This window comes from Thermanaerothrix solaris (assembly GCF_032334255.1).
Taxonomy (GTDB): Bacteria; Chloroflexota; Anaerolineae; order Anaerolineales; family Anaerolineaceae; genus Thermanaerothrix; species Thermanaerothrix solaris.
In genome coordinates this window covers 989,193-1,006,911 of sequence record NZ_JAUHMF010000002.1, presented here as the reverse complement: position 1 = coordinate 1,006,911, position 17,719 = coordinate 989,193, and the positions used below count along the sequence as shown (strand labels likewise).

The 17,719-nt window shown below is 53.2% G+C and carries 9 protein-coding genes and 1 tRNA gene; 8 read left to right on the top strand and 2 right to left on the bottom strand.

The window, feature by feature from the left end; translation table 11 throughout:
• Positions 1 to 12: 12 nt before the first annotated feature.
• Genes QYE77_RS12860 through QYE77_RS12830 form a run of 7 tightly spaced genes read left to right on the top strand, consistent with a single transcriptional unit; the run spans position 13 to position 14,692 of the window.
• On the top strand, positions 13 to 1,683 hold the full coding sequence (locus QYE77_RS12860; RefSeq protein ID WP_315625838.1) for a GAF domain-containing protein: 1,671 nt from the start codon (positions 13 to 15) through the stop codon (positions 1,681 to 1,683).
• Positions 1,680 to 3,407 (top strand): GAF domain-containing protein, encoded by a 1,728-nt coding sequence (locus tag QYE77_RS12855; RefSeq protein WP_315625837.1) that lies wholly within the window; start codon positions 1,680 to 1,682, stop codon positions 3,405 to 3,407. The genes QYE77_RS12860 and QYE77_RS12855 overlap by 4 nt, the downstream gene beginning before the upstream one ends.
• Entirely contained in the window at positions 3,404 to 6,304 is a 2,901-nt protein-coding gene (locus tag QYE77_RS12850; RefSeq protein WP_315625836.1) for a GAF domain-containing protein, read from the top strand. Before QYE77_RS12855 ends, QYE77_RS12850 begins: the two co-directional genes overlap by 4 nt.
• 16 nt (positions 6,305 to 6,320) lie before the next feature.
• Positions 6,321 to 7,103 carry a ParA family protein gene (locus QYE77_RS12845; protein WP_315625835.1) on the top strand — a complete coding sequence of 261 codons (783 nt, stop codon included), beginning with the start codon at positions 6,321 to 6,323 and terminating at the stop codon, positions 7,101 to 7,103.
• Positions 7,072 to 12,030 carry a GAF domain-containing protein gene (locus QYE77_RS12840; RefSeq protein ID WP_315625834.1) on the top strand — a complete coding sequence of 1,653 codons (4,959 nt, stop codon included), beginning with the start codon at positions 7,072 to 7,074 and terminating at the stop codon, positions 12,028 to 12,030. The genes QYE77_RS12845 and QYE77_RS12840 overlap by 32 nt, the downstream gene beginning before the upstream one ends.
• A gap of 6 nt (positions 12,031 to 12,036) precedes the next feature.
• Positions 12,037 to 13,725, top strand: coding sequence for a pyridoxal-phosphate dependent enzyme (locus QYE77_RS12835; protein ID WP_315625833.1), 1,689 nt, complete (start codon positions 12,037 to 12,039; stop codon positions 13,723 to 13,725).
• Positions 13,726 to 13,747: 22 nt separating this feature from the next.
• On the top strand, positions 13,748 to 14,692 hold the full coding sequence (locus tag QYE77_RS12830) for a DMT family transporter (protein WP_315625832.1): 945 nt from the start codon (positions 13,748 to 13,750) through the stop codon (positions 14,690 to 14,692).
• 8 nt (positions 14,693 to 14,700) lie between these two features.
• On the opposite strand, the gene QYE77_RS12825 is transcribed toward QYE77_RS12830, so the two are convergent.
• Positions 14,701 to 15,474 (bottom strand): winged helix-turn-helix domain-containing protein, encoded by a 774-nt coding sequence (locus QYE77_RS12825; RefSeq protein WP_315625831.1) that lies wholly within the window; start codon positions 15,472 to 15,474, stop codon positions 14,701 to 14,703.
• 175 nt (positions 15,475 to 15,649) lie between these two features.
• On the opposite strand from QYE77_RS12825, the gene QYE77_RS12820 reads away from it, so the two are divergent.
• On the top strand, positions 15,650 to 17,491 hold the full coding sequence (locus QYE77_RS12820; RefSeq protein WP_315625830.1) for an APC family permease: 1,842 nt from the start codon (positions 15,650 to 15,652) through the stop codon (positions 17,489 to 17,491).
• Positions 17,492 to 17,555: 64 nt separating this feature from the next.
• Here QYE77_RS12820 and QYE77_RS12815 read toward each other — a convergent pair.
• Positions 17,556 to 17,627, bottom strand: a tRNA-His gene (locus QYE77_RS12815).
• Between the last annotated feature and the right edge of the window lie 92 nt (positions 17,628 to 17,719).

The following is a 17,719-nucleotide window of genomic DNA, read 5'->3' as shown; positions in this document are numbered from 1 at the left end:
GCTTATAAACCCATGAACATCTGGCAGCGCATCCACCCCCGCAACATCCCTCCTGAAGTCGTAGAGCGTGGTGAACTAACCACTCTCCGCGAGTACTTGCTCCAACAGAGCCTTCTGCTCCAGATCCCTGTCATTGGATGGTTCGCCGCGCCTCACATCGTGCAGACCATCCAGGGCAGGTCAGAGTCGGGCGTGGGCTTATGGGTGTTTCTACTTGCTTTCGCCCTGCTCTTGCCTTTTTTGCGTCATTGGCCATTCAGCATCCGCGCTATTGCATTAGGTTTATTCCCTTATTTATTAGGGACACAGATCACCCTCACCTACGGGCCTCAAGCCACTGCCATCATGGCATATGCCTGTGCCATCCTGATCGGCGCATTACTCTTTGACCTCTCAACTGTTCTGCCCTGGGAGGGCGTCGTCTTTCTCACCCCCTTGATGCTTACTCTCGCCGTTCATCTTAATATTTTGCCTACCCCCACCCCTGAAAATATCCTGACCTTCAATTCCCTTCCAAACTGGTATAACGGACTTGTTCTGCTGGCCTACCTAGCCGCTTTAGGCATCCTTTCCCTTCCATTCTTAGGGGAACGGATCAATCAATTGGGAATTGAGAAAGGCACGTTGGAACGCCAACTCCGTTCAACCCGTACCGAATTTGAACGCGAACTAGCGGAACGCACCGGCCACCTACAACGACGTATCCGTGAGCTCTATACGGCTTCGACTATTGCCCGCACCGTGAACACCGCCAGCGACCAAGCCACCCTCTTACAGCAAGTGGCCGATCTTATCCAGCAAGAGTTCAATCTATATTATGTGGGCATTTTCCTGATTGATGAGAGTGGAAAATTTGCCGTCTTGCGTGCGGGCACCGGTGAGGCCGGACGGCGCATGCTCGCCGAGGGGCATCGTCTAGCCGTCGGTGGCAACTCGATGATCGGTTGGGCAACGGCACGCAAAGAACCTCGTATTTCTCAAGACGTGAGTTTGGAACTAGTGCGGTTCAGCAACCCGCATCTGCCGCTGACTCGCTCAGAACTCGCCCTCCCCATCCTACGCCGTGGTCAATGTCTAGGCGCTATCAGCATTCAATCCACCCAGGTGCGCGCCTTTGAGGAAGATGACATCCTGGTGCTTCAGGGGATCGCCGATAGCCTCGGTCTGGCTCTCGAGAATCATGATCTTTTCCAGCGCATCCAGCAATTGCGCGAGGAAGTACGTACCCTAGCCCGCGCCCACGTCACCGAAGAATGGGGGAATTTCCTGAAAGGGCACGACGTCCTGGAAGCAACCTATCAAAGCCCATCGGCCCCACCGACCGCGGGCTCATCCACTCACCTGGCCCAGTTTCCGCTAATACTGCGCGATCAGGTCATCGGTACCATCTCGTTGGAAATGACCCAGCCCGAACTTACCAGCGAAGAAATTGCCTGGTTGGATGCCGTTGCTATGCAAACGGCAACGGCGCTTGAAAACGCCCGCCTGTTCCAGGAAACACAGCGTCAAGCCCTGCTGGAACAGCGTCTGAATGAGATCAGTTCAACCCTCTCGCGGGTTGAGACCGTAGATGACATCTTAAGGGTGGCCGTGCAGGCCCTGGCTCAACTTCCCAACGTCACTGAAACCAGCATCCACCTTATTCCTCCCGAACCCCAAACCGCAAAGGACAATGGGCGATGAGTCTTCCAACCCCCGTTTCATCCCCCTCCCCTGTAACTGCAACAGGTATCGCCTCCCTGCGCGAAAGGATTTTGCAACGAGCGCTCTATCTCGTCTTGGCGGCGGCCGCTCTGGGCTATCTGTGGGTAGCATTCACGTTGTTCCGCAGTCGGCAATACCTGCCCTTGATCGGTTTAACGTTCGTCTTGTTATGGCTGGGTGCCAGCGTTCTGATTCAACGCCAACCCCAAGGCTTGCGCGTTGCCGCCTTGCTGATCACCCTTGGCGCCCTCGGTGGGCTTGAATTGCTCTACCGCGGACCACTCAGTACCGCTTGGTTGTGGCTGTTGGCACTCGTCCTGATGGCTTACGCATTCCTTGGCCAACGAAATGCATATGTCATCTTCGGGCTGGCACTTGCGGGGGCGGGGGGAATCGCTGTGCTTCATATGACAGATGGGATAACACGCCTGAGTATTAATGCAACTCCGGCCCCTCCCTTCAGTTGGATGGTGGCAATGATTGCTTGGCTTTTTGTGGTTGGACTTCTTACTGCCTCTTACGGTGTGGCTCAGCGAGAACTTTACCGCGCCTTGCAGGAAGAAACGGCCCTTACACATGCCCTGGAAGCCGAGCGAGCCGCGTTGGAGCTGCGCATTGAACAACGCACCCGTGACCTGCGCCGCCATCGCACTTATCTCGAAGTAGCCAGCCTGATGGCACGTGAGATCTCATTGGAAGCCGATGAAGATACCCTCTTCCGCACCGCGCTTGCAGTTATCCAGCGTTACCTTGGTTTTTATCATGCCGGTATTTTCATCCTTGACGAGGCCAAAGAATATGCCGTACTGCGCGCAGCCAGCAGTGAGGCTGGACAGCGCATGATTGCCGCCGGACACCGTCTTAAAAAGGGAGTTGAGGGTATTGTTGGTTATGTGGTCGAAAAAGGAGAAGCCCGCATCGCCCTTGATGTCGGTAAAGATGCTGTTCACTTTAAGAACCCCTATTTGCCTGATACACGCTCCGAAATTGCCCTTCCGATCCGCGTCGGGCAAGATATTATTGGCGCTTTGGATATCCAAAGCACAGAGGTCAATGCGTTCAGCGAGGAAGATATTCAGGTTCTACAGGCTATTGCTGATCAGCTAGGAGTTGCCTTAGAACGGCATCAGCTCATTGAGCGCCTGCAGCACTATGCTGCCGAGTTAGAAACCCGTTACCGCCAAGTCGTACGCCAGCAGTGGCGTGATTATTTACGCTCAACCCATATGCCACGCGGGTATCGCTGGCGCGCCAATCGCTTGGAGGCGATCAGAACCCCCCCATCGGAGATAGAACAGTTTTCACGCCAAGCGCAACCTCTGCTTAAAACCTCCCCCTCCGAGGAACAACACACCCTCCTCCTCCCCATACAGGCGCGCGGCGAATCGGTGGGTGTTATTTCAATCAAAGTGCGGGGGCCAGGTGTACCCGAAGAGACGTTGCGTTTTCTCAATAGCATCACCGAACGCATTGGGCTGGCATTAGAAAACGCCCGCTTGCTAGAAATGATGCGTGCCCGGGCTGAACGCGAACATCTAGTTAGTGAATTAGGTAGCCGTGTGCAGGCCGCAACCGATGTTGAGGGCATCTTGCGTGCCGCTGCGCTCGAAATCGGTCGTACCCTGGGTGTGTCTGAAGTGCTGGTGCAGTTACGTGATGCGACAAATCTACCCATTGAGGGGCAGTCTGGAGGCGCTGGATGATTTCCACAGCGGCTTTCTCAACCTATGACCCTGCTCAAATTCCGATCGAAGAGAAACAACGTCAATTAGCCACTGCAGTGACTTTTAGCACGGCGCTGGCATTGGCTCTGCTGGCGGCTCTCTTCCTCATCGGAATGTTCTATCAGCCCCAATTCTGGCAACTATACGTCTTAGCCATTACCTTTGGGTTGGCCTCGCTGGTAGCTCTCTCTGTCATTGCCAATGACTCCGGCCAGACAGATTACCGACAAGCCATGCCCCGGCTTGCACCCACCTTTCAATTCGCTCTACTTGTCCTGGCAGCGCTAAGCCAATCCACAGGGGTTTACCTCGCTCTGCTTTCTTTCCTCTATGGTATTCTCGTCGCCACTGGCGTGCTTGAAGAAGAAAGCCGTGAACCGGCCATTACCCGCGCCTTCTTTATAGCGGTTCTTACTGCCCTCGTCGGTTCATTATTCCCCCGGTACCAAGTGTCCATCCCGGTTATTAATGATATCCTGCCCATCGTTTTGGGTGCTCTCATCATGGCCTATCTGGTTTTACTTAGCCTGGACTATGTTACCGTCACGCTACGCGTGCGATTGGTCACCAGTGCTTTGGGAATGGCTATTGCGCCTCTGATCCTGCTCTCACTAGTAGATACACGCTTCATCTTTACAAGCCTACAGAACCAAAGCAACCAGGCATTACGTCTGGCCGCCGAGCAGGTCGCCCAAGAGATAGAGTCTTTTCTCACCTCAAACCGTGACACCCTGATTAATGAGGCCAATCTCCCCGTATTTTACGATTACTTGACCATGGATCCAGCCAAGCGCCCCGGTAGCCCCCAGGAAGAACAACTACGTGCTACCATTAACTCCCTGCTTCTCAAACACGAGACTCACTTGGTCTCATATGGTCTGCTCAACCTGCGCGGACAAAATATCTACGATAGCAATCCTGCCGCCATCGGCCAGGATGAAAGCAAGCGCGATTACTTCATGCAAGTCACCCGCACCGGACGGGTATATATTTCCCCTATCCAATTCAATCCTGATAATAAGGTGGCGTATATCTACTTTGCGGTGCCGATTCGCGATCAGCGTCAGCAAGTGCTTGGAGTTTTACGTCTGGAATACGACGCGCAAGTGTTTCAACGTTTGCTAGAGCCGAAACTCAACCTCTTGGGACGGCATTCCTATCCCATTCTGCTGGATGAAAACTTCATGCGCATTGCAGATACACTTACGCCAACCCATCTATATCGTTTCTTACTCCCACCCACCTATTCTCAAACCCTTGAATTGGCACAGCACAACCGCCTCCCTTATCACCCTTATCTCAATTACACCAACCAATCTGACTTGGCTAACGTCTTGAAACAGGGAGGGAATGTCATTTACTTTACCTTGGATGTACATCCCGAAAAACCTGGACACCTTGAGAGCGGTGTTGCCGTACGCTTGCAAACCAAACCCTGGTACGTACTCTTTGTACGGGAACAAAGCACTCTGGTAGCCCTGCTACAAGCCCAAGGTCGTTTAGCCGTGATCATTGCAGCGCTGTTTGCGGCTGCAGTGGGTTTGGTGGCATCGTGGGTTTCAGGGGCGTTAAGTGCACCGGTCGTCCAACTGAAACAAACCGCGGAACAGATCACCGCAGGCAACCTGGAAGCCCATGCCAGCGTAGAAAGTCGCGATGAGATCGGGGCGCTGGGCCACGCTTTCAACGTCATGACTTCGCAGTTGCGCAGTCTCATCAATGAATTGGAAGACCGTGTTCGCGAGCGTACACGCGAACTTGCCCAGCAGAACGAAGCACTGCGCTATCGCACCCGCCAACTCCAGACCGTCGCCGATGTGGCGCGGAGCATCGTCTCGGCTCAGGCACTGGAAAGCCTGCTCAATCAAGTCACCACCCTCATCAGCGAGCGTTTTGGCTTCTATCATGTTGGGGTCTTCCTTCTTGATGAGAAAGGCGAATATGCGGTTCTCCGTGCTGCCAACAGCGAGGGAGGAAAGCGTATGCTCGCCCGCCAGCACAAGTTACCGGTAGGTAAGGTCGGTATCGTGGGCTATGTCACTGCAACTGGCCAGCCCCGCATTGCAACGGACGTTGGTGAAGATGCCGTTCACTTCAAGAACCCCGACCTGCCCGAAACACGCTCAGAAATGGCGTTGCCCCTTATCGCCAATAACCGTATCATCGGTGCACTAGATGTTCAGAGCACCCAACCCAATGCCTTCACCCCTGAGGATATTGAGCTCTTCAGCACCCTGGCCGATCAAATTGCTATCGCGATTGTCAACAATCAATTGTTGGAAGAGACTATGCGTGCATTAGATGAAGCACGCCGCGTTAACCGGCGCTATCTCCAACAGGAGTGGGAGAAAGAAGTGCGCTCACGTCGTCATCGTGCCTATATTTACACGTCCCAAGGGTTGTTTGCTCAACCTCCCATCTCTCGCCCCGAAATTGAAGCCGCTATACGCCGTGGAGAAGTCACTGCCATCCCCGCCAAGGATGAACAAGCAGCAGTGCTAACCGTACCGATCCAACTCCGTGATGAGATTTTGGGCGTCATCCGCGTGCAAGACATAGGGGTTCCCGAACGCACCTGGACTGAAGAGGAAATCGAGACTCTCAAAGCCGTGGCCGCCCAGGTTGCATTGGCTTTAGAAAATGCGCGTTTGCTCGAAACCACCCTGCGCCGCGCCGAACGCGAACGCAAGGCTTTGGAGATCACCGGGCGCATCCGCGCCGCTACGGATCCACAAACCATGCTGGGTATTGCGATGGAGGAGCTCAAACGCGCCTTAGGTGCCTCACATGTTCAGGTTATCTTTAATTCACCTGCGACCTCAACCTCAGCCGATGAAGCGCCCGGAAATGGAAAAAACGCAGGGTTAAGCACATAAAGCGTGGGAGGGCTAGATGAAGTGTATAGCGGTTACCAATGAAAAAGGTGGTGTGGCGAAAACAACAACAGCGGTAAACCTCGGTGCTGCGCTGGCCGAGATGGGGCATCGTGTGCTTCTGATAGATATGGATGCCCAGGCTAACCTTACCCTTGCGGTTGGGGCAGATCCACAGCAAATCCACGCCACGATTCTGGATATTATTCTGGATAACGTCCTCTCAACGGAAGAGATATTAAAACCAACTGGCATAGAGCGTTTACATCTATTGGGTAGTAACTCGGGATTGAACTTAGCCGAACGGCTACTCCCCCGCCAATCCGGTTATGAAACGTTGTTGCAGAAGAAACTGCCGTTTATCGGGGCTAAGTTTGAGTATGTCATCCTCGATTGCCCTCCCTTTCTAGGCGCCATGATGAGCAACGCCCTGGCTGTAGCGGAGATTGCCCTAATTCCTACCCAGGCAGAATTCTTTTCCATTTATGCACTGAAAAACATATTGGCATTGATTCGTCGCATTCGTGAACAACATAATCCTTCCCTCGCCTATCGTTTGCTTCTCACCATGTTTGACCAGCGCAACCGCATCCACCGCACATTGTATCAATACCTGCATGAACACTTTGCGGATGGGCTATTGGAAACCGTGATCCCCACGGACACCCGACTGCGTGAAAGCGCCATTGCTGGCGTTCCTGTTCTCCATCACGCGCCTAAAAGTCGAGCCGCTCTTCAATATCGTGCCCTAGCCCAGGAGATCATCCACTATGTCCAAGAAACCCTTGCACAGCCGGCTTGATACCCTCTTCCAACAACTTAATTCCCCTCAGGATACAGGAAACATTCCCGATCAATCGGTGTCGGATGAAGGCATTGCGCAGGGGTGGGGATTTACCTGCCAGATGGACGGAACTTGCGTGGCATGCAGTCCGGAGATAACCCATTGGCTGGGTCTAACCCCGGGACAGGTCATCGGAAACAACGTATTTAAATTTTTTCTCCCCGTGGAGTTATCCGGCCGCATCCAGGCCTGGCTGGCTTCCGACACCCCATCTTTCGAGGAAGAATTTACATACCCCGGACAGAAAAACCAAGCGCTCATATTACGGTTAACTGCTCACCGTTTAGGTGCAACCAGTCAACCCGACCCACATTGGCGTGGCTATATCCAGGTACTAAACAGCGCCCCGATCTCTTCTACCTCATCCCTCAATCAGCCCCTATCTCCCTATAGTCCATCCTCGCCTTCCCACCGACCAAACCATCTGGAAATACCAACCCAGCCCGTGGCTCGCGCAGCCAAAACCGCTCTCCCTACCACCTCATCCCTAGGGCAAAGGGCTTCAGAGGTCAAAACCCCGCTCAAACAACGTCCCCACGTTCAACCGGCTCGCCTAACCGCGCCGCTTACACTTCCCGGATTCGGTGAGGGCTTATTAGAAGTAATAGACGAGGTACCAGATCGAATTTGGACCGAGGATGAGATCCTCCTGGTTGAAGAAGTACTGCGGCAACTCAGCCTGGCAATTGAAAACGCCCAACTCTACGCTGCGGTGCAACAAGAACTGGCCGAGCGTACACGCGCCGAACAAGAACTTCTGCGCCGCAATCAGCAGTTAGCCTTGCTCAACGAAATTGGGCAACAGATTTCCCGCCTGACTGAAGCCGATGAAATTCTGGATCTCGTCCCACATGCGGTGGGCCAAATTGCCGATAGCACGAATCTCATTTTGGCACTTTACGATGAGAAGAGCAATTTGGTCCGCTTCCCGCTTGTGATCCAAGATGGCAAATTCCAGGAATGGCCAGCATGCCCGCTCAGTCGTAAGGATGTAATCGGTCACGTCATCCTGGAACGGCGCCCTCTTTGGCTCAGCCGCGATCTAGAACAAGAAATCCAATCATTAGGTCTTCTGCTCCCCGAACCTCACCCCAAAGCCTTAATCGCCCTACCCATGAGCACGGGTGAACGGGTACTGGGGGCATTGGTCGTTCAATCGTTTGCTTCGGATAAGGCCTATACCCGGGTGCAATATGAATTGCTCTCCACCCTGGTGACGCAATTGAGCATCTCCCTTCAGAACGCAAATCTATTCCAAGAAGTCATGGCCGGTTTGCGGGCGATTGAAACCCGCGAGCGCTATCAGGCTGGCGTTGCTCGGGCAGTTGCACTATTGAGTGAATCGGGTCTCAAAGTCCTACGCGATGTGCTGGGCCTATTGGGTGAAGCGGCACAATGTGATCACGTTTTCTATGCTACGGTAAAAGAAGACGAGCAAGGGCTTTACTGGTCTGCCGTTGCGGATTGGTCTAAGCAAGAAACGGAATTTCAACTGGAGCGCAATAAACTCCAGCACATGCCGGTTGCGCTTTTCCCTTCGTGGGGACGGCCATTGCGTGATCGCGGTTGGTTTGCAGCAACCTTGGAAGATCTGGAACCCTTCGAGCAGAATTTTCTGCGCAATTTGAATACAGCATCCATTTTACTCTTGGCTGTACCCGGTAAAGCAGCGGTACCCGGCTTCTTAGCCTTTGAACAGGCTACGCCACGGTATTGGCAAAACGACGAGATCAATATCCTGCGCCTTGCCGCGGATGCTGTTGCCAATACCCTGGTACGCCAGGATCTGCTCGAGCAATTACAAGCCTCGCTCGATGAAACCGAGAACCTGTACCATCTTAGCACACGCATGTCCACTGCCGCCACTTTACAGGAAATGGTGGCCGTTATTCCTCAGGGGATGCGCATTCCGGCCATCAACCGTGCTGTGCTGCTTCTCAAAGAAAGAGATACTTCATTGGGGAAAGAATTCCTGCGTGTGGTAGCCAATTGGCATAGTGGCCGCGGTACCCCACCGCCGCCTCTGGATACGGTCTATGGGCCCGAGCACCCTTATTACCATCTGATCCGTACCCGAACACCCCAATTTTACGAGGATATTCTCGAACAAATTACTGATCCCGCTATACGCCAACAACTGCTGGATCTTTCAATACGGGCACTGGCCGCCTTACCCTTATGGGCTTCGCGAGAACAATTGGGAGCACTTTTGTTACTGTGCGATGAACCCCACCACTTCAGTGGGCGTGAATTGCGCACCTACCCGCCCCTGGCTGGCCAAATGGCGACTGAGGTGGAAAACCTGCGCCTCTTCGAACAAACGCAGAAAGCCCTGGCGCATACCGAATTGCTCTACACCATCAGCAATGGCATTGCCCAGGCGCGTGAGATTCAAGAGTTGGCCGATTTACTCTTCCAGCATGCCCTGCCCGCAAGCGCGGAAAACCTGGCCATCATTCTGATCAACCGCACCCCCGAAGGTGAAGCCACTACCCTCGAGGTGGCCGGCTTTTGCTCCAAGGATACTGCTTTACAGCGACAGGGGATGGTGTTATCGGTACAAGCCCTCCCAGCCTTGACGCAATTGCGCTCTGAACCCTGGATTCTCACTCATCTTGAGCAAAGTGGATTAGACTCAACCTCGCGCAACACCTTGCAATCTCTGGGGTTTATCTCGGGCTGTATTGTGCCCTTATCCAGTGGTGAGCGCTTGCTCGGTTTACTGACGGTCTCCGCCTCCCGTCCAATGACTCTTTCAAGTGAGGATCTCCAAATCCTGCAGGCAGCAGGTAACGGCATCACTGTCGCGATTGAACGCTTCAACCTCTTGCGCGAAGCCCAGCGCCGCGCTTTGCAACTCGAAACGGCGGCACAGATTGCCCGCGACACCCTTAGCACCCTGGATCTCAACACCCTGCTCGGACGTATGGTACAACTGGTGGCCCAGCGCTTCAATTACTACCATGTAGGTATCTACCTGAGCAACGAGGAGAATAGCCATCTGGTTCTACGCGAGGCGGCCGGTGCAGGACGCGATGATCTGCTGGACAACCCGCTCCGTTATGCCAGGGGCTCGCGCACGCTGATTGGGCGCGTGGCAACTGTGGGTGAGCCTCTTGTGCTCAATCGGGTTTTAGAAGATCCCTTCTATCAGCCCAACCCTTACCTTCCCCACACCCGTTCCGAGGTCATCCTGCCGCTCAAGACTGGCGACAACGTCATGGGGGTACTGGATATCCACGCCCGCAATGAGAACGCCTTTTCTTCCGAAGATTTGCACGTACTCCAAATTTTGGCCGATCAAATCGCTGTCGCGATTGAGAATGCGCGCGCCTATGAACTAGCCCAGCAAGCGGTGGAAGAGATGCGCCGCGCCGACCGGCTTAAGAGTCAATTCCTTGCTAACATGAGCCATGAATTACGTACCCCGCTGAATTCCATCATCGGTTTCTCCAAAGTCATCCTTAAGGGAATTGATGGCCCTATCACCGAATTGCAACGCCAAGATCTGACTTCAATCTATAACTCCGGTCAACATCTGTTAGGGCTAATCAACGACATCCTTGATCTTTCCAAGATCGAAGCCGGGAAGATGGAATTGCAGTTTAGCGAAGTGAATCTGGTGGACTTGATCAATAGCGTGATGTCTACCGCTGTGGGTTTGGTCAAGGACAAACCCATCGTCCTTTATCACCACATCCCCCCGGATTTGCCCACCGTCATCGCCGATGCCACCCGCATTCGCCAGGTCTTGCTCAATTTTCTCTCGAACGCAGCCAAGTTTACTGAAGAGGGTTCGATTACGGTAGAAGCAAAGGTTGTCGAAAGCCCTAAGGGCACCCCCGAGGTCATGATCACCGTTACCGACACGGGCATCGGAGTGGCAGAAGAAGATCGTCACAAACTATTCCAGCCCTTCTCCCAGGTAGATGACTCACCTACACGCCGCACTGGTGGCACGGGGTTGGGGCTTTCCATTTGCCGCTCATTTGTAGAAATGCATGGAGGACGGATTGGGCTATTATGGAGCGAAGTGGGTAAGGGGAGCACCTTCTTCTTCACCCTGCCCGTTCCGACGCCGACGACGGTTCAAAGTGGCGAGCCAATGTCCGCCTTACCAGATGGCGCCCCGGTCATCTTGGCCATTGATGATGATCACCAAGTTACCCAACTCTACCAGCGCTACTTGGAGAACAACGGCTATCGCATTGTGCCGCTTCACGATCCGCACCAGGCCGTCGCTACTGCCAAACGCCTGAAACCTTTTGCCATCACCCTTGATCTTATGATGCCCGACAAGGATGGCTGGCAAGTGCTCTTTGACCTCAAGAATGATTCCGAAACGAGAGATATTCCGGTGATCATTTGTAGCATCCTGGAAGAAGAGGAAAAGGGCTTTAGCCTAGGTGCAGCTGACTACCTGGTGAAACCTTTCCTGCCGGAGGATTTAATCCATGCCCTTTACCGCCTGAAGAATGGGGGTAGTGAACCCAAGATCCTAATCGTAGATGACTCGGCTGAAGATGTTCGCCTGCTTCAGAAAATCTTAGATACCGATGGCCGCTTCCAGATCCAGGTAGCCCGCGATGGGCAAGCGGCTTTAGAGTACTTGGCCCAATCTTCGCCTGACGTTATTCTCTTAGATCTATTCATGCCTGGAACGGACGGTTTCCAAGTTCTGGAAGCACTGCGCACTCACCCCACTTGGAGCCGTATTCCCGTCATCATTATTACCGGGGGTGATCTGACCCCAGAGCAGCGTGAGCAACTGGCTGAGTTCAGCAAGCGTATGCTCCATAAGAGCCAGTTCCATGAGAAAGACTTGTTCGCCCTGCTAGAATCCGCCCTTGAAAAGTGGTCCAAAGGCAATTCACCATCGCATTGAGGAAACATGATGCTCAACGAACACTGCCAGATTGAGTGCCTTGATTGTGGTTTTCGGACGCCCTATCACCCTCTTGTAACAACGTGCTCTCATTGTGGAGGTACATGGCTCAAAGCTGTTTATGACTACGCCCATCTCTCTCATGCTCTACCATCCCGGCTAAAGGAACGCCCCTTCGACCTCTGGCGCTACCGCGAATTATTGCCGGTAATGCAACCAGCCCCCGAATTACGTCTTTCCGAAGGGGGCACGCCACTCATTCGCGCGCTTAACCTGGGCATGATGTTGGGGTTAGCCAACCTCTTCATGAAGGACGAACGCCAGGGGCCCACTTCCTCGTTTAAGGATCGTCAGGCGGCGCTCAGCATCTCTGCCCTCAAGACCGTGGGAGTGCGTGAAGTTGTCTTGGCTTCGACTGGGAACGTCGCTATCGCCTATTCGGCGTATGCAGCACGTGCCGGGATCAAACTCTGGGCTTTTCTCACCAGCCTCGTCCCTGCGGCAAAAATGCGAGAGGTGGCGCTTTACGGAACCCAGGTTATCAAAGTCACCGGATCCTATGATCAAGCCAAGCAGGTTGCTGCCGAATTTGCCCGGCAACGCGGAATCTACCTTGACGCTGGGGCGCGAAGCATTGCCAATATTGAGTCCATGAAAACCATCGCTTACGAAATTGCCGAACAACTGGGGGAGGTACTTAACGAATCCGCCGAGACTATGGAAGGTGGACAGCCGCGTTGGCAAGCACCGGACTGGTATATCCAAGCAGTTAGCGGCGGTATGGGCCCCTTGGGTGTGCTGAAGGGCTTCCGCGAAATGTATGAGATGGGCTGGATTGATAAAATCCCCAAAATTGGGGTCATCCAGGTAGAGGGTTGCGCCCCAATGGTGAATGCTTGGAAGCAAGGACGTGATACGGCCATTCCGGTCCAATCCCCTCGCACCAACATCGCCACGCTGGCGACCGGCGATCCAGGGCGAACCTATACCCTGTTACGCAATTGGATGTTGGAAGGATCAGGTGGGGCGTTTGAAAGCGTTAGCGACGAGGAAGCCTATCGAGCAATCCACTTCCTGGCCAAAATGGAAGGAATGTCTGTGGAGCCAGCAGCAGCGGTGGCGTGCGCTGGATTGATCAAATTAGTGCGCAGTGGGCAAATCAAGCCCCACGAGGTAGTCGTCATGAATATTTCGGGGCACACGTTACCGGTTGAGCGGGCAATCCTCGGCGAAGGTTGGTCGCGCAACGTCGTGGTTTCTGAGGCCATCCATGCCGGCGCCGAAGAAGGATTGTTGGCAGCCTTGAGCAAGATCACCATTGATCGCTTCCCACGCATCGCTATCGTAGATGACCATCCCGAAGCACGGCGCCTGATCCGCCGCATTCTCCAATCTCAAGGTGAGTACACTCTCTACGAAGCCGCCAGTGGCCGCGAAGCCATTGAACTGGCCCAACGCGAACGCCCTGATCTCATCATTTTAGATTTGATGATGCCAGAGATTGATGGTTTTGGCGTCATCGAAGCCTTACAAGCCCAGCCCGAAACAGCGGAAATTCCAATTATCGTCGTGACTGCCAAGGAATTAACCCCGGCTGAGAAAGATCGCCTGCGCGGACACATCCAATCCCTGATGCAGAAAGGAGATTTTATGAGCGATGATCTATTGGATGAAGTTCGCGCATTACTGAAGTGATGGCACCTCAACGAGGTTGGATATGTGGGCAAATCGGCGTTCCCAGGGGGTGATCGCAGCGCTGGCGTCAGCGCTGTTCATGGGCACCATGCCCATCCTTGGCAAGCAAGCCTTTGGGGCCGGCTTCTCACCTCTAGCGGTGGTCGCCCTGCGGAGCACTATTGCCGCCCTTCTGATGTTTGGAGCCATGAGTTTTCAGCGCCATTTCTTCTATATCTATCCGGTAGGACTGATAGGTTGCCTGATCGCCGGAGTGATCAACGGCATTGGCTCCATCTTTTACTATACGGCCCTAGTCCGTCTGGACGCCAGCGTAGGACATCTGATTTACTCGTTCTACCCCCTTTTTGTGGCCTTATGGCTTTGGCTAGACCGCCAGAAAATCGGCCCGATTACCCTACTGCGCCTCATTCTGGCGTTGCCCGGTATATATCTCTTAATCCGCACGGGTCACACCCCAGTTGATCTGGTAGGAGCCCTGATGATGTTGCTATCGGCACTCTTCTATGCCTTTCACCTCATTATCAATCAGCGCATCTTATACGAAGCCCCGGCGCCAACCGTGACGTTCTACACCCTTATGGCTATGGCGGTTACCGTAGGTATTGCCTTTGGTGTTGCTCATCCAACGCTTCCCCCCTTTACCCTGGCGTGGTGGCCGGTACTCGGAATGGCCGGTATCACCTTTCTTTCCCGTCTCACCCTATTCCTCGGCGTTAAAAACCTGGGCGGGCTTCAGACCGCCCTTCTAGGAATAAGTGAACTTCTGGTTACGGTTCTATTGGCACAAGTTTGGTTGAACGAACGCCTCAGCCCTGCGCAGTGGATAGGGGCATTATTAATCGCCGGAAGCATGACCCTAGTCGCACTCGACCCGTCCACGCCGGAGCGACGCACCAGCGGTGGCTGGTTGCGATGGTTGAATCCACCCCAATTGCCGGAAATTGATCTTCCCTGGCAACGTTAAACCTTAGATTACTCAATCAACGGGCCGGGGGTGGCAACAATCCGAAGGCAGTAGCCCAACTGCCGTTGATTGCGTAGCCAATGACTTCCTCCAACCCGGTCGAGTTTACGTCGTAACCGGCTTGCCACAGGACTCAAGAGGCGAGCCGCTTCAGAGCGTTGGATGGCCCAGCCATAGACTAGGCCTCCAAGGTCTTCGTACGATAGGGTGATGCCATGATTTGCCAATAGTGCTTCCATCAGCCGGGCTTCAGTCAATGAGAGGCGCACAACCTGCTCCGCCGTCCGCAGTACTCGGTTCTGTACATCCAAAATGACCCCGTTGTCAAGATAAACTGAGAGGCGCTCAAACTGCAACGAGAACGAGGTCATGTAGAGGGCGTTTGAGGCATGAACAGCATGATCGGATTTGGTAACCTCTGCGCCCCGGGTTTGCAGATCAACAATGGCTTCCACAAGGTTGCGTGGGGGTAAAGGTTTTTGTAAAACCACAGTTGGTGTATGCAAATTTTCGGCTGGGGCTTTAATTCCAGGGGGTACAAGCAAGATGGTCTTAATACGCTCCTTATACGCTTCTAATGCCTTGTTGAGATCAATCCTCTCGCCTTCGTGGCGAATATCCGCAAGCAGTACATCAAAAGCCTCGTTCGCTAGCAAGGTTTCGGCTGTTTTAAGGGATGGCACGGTCGTTATCGTCAGGCCAAGAGGCGCTATTAAAGAAACCAACCACAAGCGAAGCGCCTGGTCGGGCTCCAGGATCAAGAGATTACAAGAAAGACCCATTTTAGAATGGCCTTTAGCAAGGTCACGAACCGGGGTTACGGGGTAATTTGATTTTAACCGAAAACAAACGAAAAGCAAAATGTTTTTGCCTTTCAAAAATTCAATATTGATGGCTAACTAGAGGTTAGTCGCGCAGTATACTCAATCTAAGATTGTATGCCTTCAGGAGGTAACTGTGCTAGACCATCTCTGGCATTTGATCGTAGGTTCTCCCCTTCCCACTCAAAGTTTATCCCGCGAGCGCTTAAACAAAATTCGGGCGCTGGCTGCTTTTTCTCCTGATGCGCTTTCCTCGATTGCCTACGCTAATCAAGAAATCTATCTTGGTTTAGCACTCGCCGGAAGCGCTGGCCTGGCCTTTTTATGGCCAATTGGACTGGCGATCACCGGTTTACTACTCATCGTAGCCCTATCATATTTTCAAACCATCCATGGCTATCCTTCAGGAGGGGGCTCTTATGTTGTTGCCCGTGAGAATCTAGGAACAATACCGGGGTTAATTGCCGCCGCTGCCTTAATTGTGGATTACATCCTCACAGCCGCCGTGAGTCTTACCGCAGGTGTAGCTGCATTGGCTTCGGCTTTTCCGGTGCTCTGGGCTTATAAAGTTGAACTAGCAATCGTGTTGTTAATTGTCATCACAGTGGTTAACCTCCGCGGTTTGCAGGAATCGGGAACCGTTATGGCGATTCCTGTGTATCTTTTCCTAGGCGTTTTTTTGTCAATGCTCGGAGTTGGTGTCATACACTTGATGGTGGGAGGCGTGAGATATGTTCCTCAAGCCACCTTACCCGTACTCCAGCCCATAACCCCATTTTTGGTACTGCATACCTTTGCCACCGGATGCACGGCATTGACTGGCATTGAAGCCATTAGCAACGGTGTACCTGCTTTTCGTCCCCCCGAAGCGCGCAATGCAGGAAAAACTCTCATCATTATGGCTGGTCTCATGGGAACTCTCTTCCTTGGCAGCATTGGTCTGACCCAATTCCTGGCCGTAATTCCACGGGCGGACGAAACCATCCTTTCAGCCCTGGCCCATTGGATTTTCGGGAACACGCCACTGTATTTCCTGGTACAGATCAGCACACTACTTATCCTGGCCGTTGCCGCCAATACCAGTTTTGCCGGCTTTCCGCGTCTGGCCGCTATTTTGGCTAAGGATGGCTTCCTACCGCATCAATTGGCCGGGTTGGGAGATCGGTTAGTCTATTCCAATGGGATCCTAACCTTAGCTGCCATTACCGGGCTGCTTATCATTCTGTTTAATGGAAATACTCACGCCTTGATCCCTTTGTTCGCTGTTGGGGCCTTCCTGGCCTTTACCCTTTCGCAGATTGGAATGGTCAACCATTGGCAGCGAACCCGCGGTAGGCATTGGAAAATAAAAGCCTTCTTAAACGGCTTGGGGGGATTGACCACAGGCATTACCATGGTCATCGTTGGGGTCAGCAAGTTCGTGGAAGGGGCTTGGATCGTACCCATCGCGATCGCATTAATGACATTGGGGTTCCTGCGCATCCGCGACCATTATCAAGATGTTGCCCAGGAGCTATCCCTATCTGAACTTTTAGAGCTCCCTGCTTTAACGCCACCTCACCCCCGCATTGTCATCCCCATCTCAGGCATCCACAAAGGGATCGTTAATGCCATCACGTTTGCCCGAGCCATAAGCACAGAGATCACCGCCGTTTATGTAGAATTGGAACCCGGAAGCGGTGAGCAGATCCAGCAAAAGTGGACAACCCTTTGGCCGAACGTCCCCCTTGTAGTCTTACCTTCCCCCTACCGCTCCCTGGTAGGGCCTTTGCTAGATTTTTTAGACCAAACCGATCGGGAACATAACGATGGACAACTGGCTGTAGTCATGCTACCAGAGTTTGTCCCAGCCCGCTGGTGGCACTTTTTCCTTCACAACCAATCTGCTTGGCTGATTAAAACCGCATTACTATATCGGCGCCGTCGCATGGGCTTTCAACGTGTGATCATTGACGTGCCTTATCACCTGAGACGCTAACTATCAATCACATGAGGTGAAGTTGGTTTAAGGAATATCCGTATAAAGGGGCATTAAAAAAAGGGGTGGCTGATGGGGGTCGAACCCACAACCACCTGATCCACAGTCAGGTGCTCTGCCTTTGAGCTACAGCCACCGTATTGCAATTCTGATTTTAACACAACCCCCAACGTTCGACAAGGAGGGCGCGGCTAAACTCATTTTCACCCCCGCCTCTCAAATCTTTCA

Bases quoted from the DNA above. Each gene is read 5' to 3' on its own strand.
- QYE77_RS12835 (WP_315625833.1), top strand. From the start codon at position 12,037: ATGATGCTCAACGAACACTGCCAGATTGAGTGCCTTGATTGTGGTTTT.
- QYE77_RS12850 (WP_315625836.1), top strand. From the start codon at position 3,404: ATGATTTCCACAGCGGCTTTCTCAACCTATGACCCTGCTCAAATTCCG.
- QYE77_RS12825 (WP_315625831.1), bottom strand. From the start codon at position 15,474: ATGGGTCTTTCTTGTAATCTCTTGATCCTGGAGCCCGACCAGGCGCTT.
- QYE77_RS12855 (WP_315625837.1), top strand. From the start codon at position 1,680: ATGAGTCTTCCAACCCCCGTTTCATCCCCCTCCCCTGTAACTGCAACA.
- QYE77_RS12845 (WP_315625835.1), top strand. From the start codon at position 6,321: ATGAAGTGTATAGCGGTTACCAATGAAAAAGGTGGTGTGGCGAAAACA.
- QYE77_RS12840 (WP_315625834.1), top strand. From the start codon at position 7,072: ATGTCCAAGAAACCCTTGCACAGCCGGCTTGATACCCTCTTCCAACAA.
- QYE77_RS12830 (WP_315625832.1), top strand. From the start codon at position 13,748: ATGTGGGCAAATCGGCGTTCCCAGGGGGTGATCGCAGCGCTGGCGTCA.
- QYE77_RS12860 (WP_315625838.1), top strand. From the start codon at position 13: ATGAACATCTGGCAGCGCATCCACCCCCGCAACATCCCTCCTGAAGTC.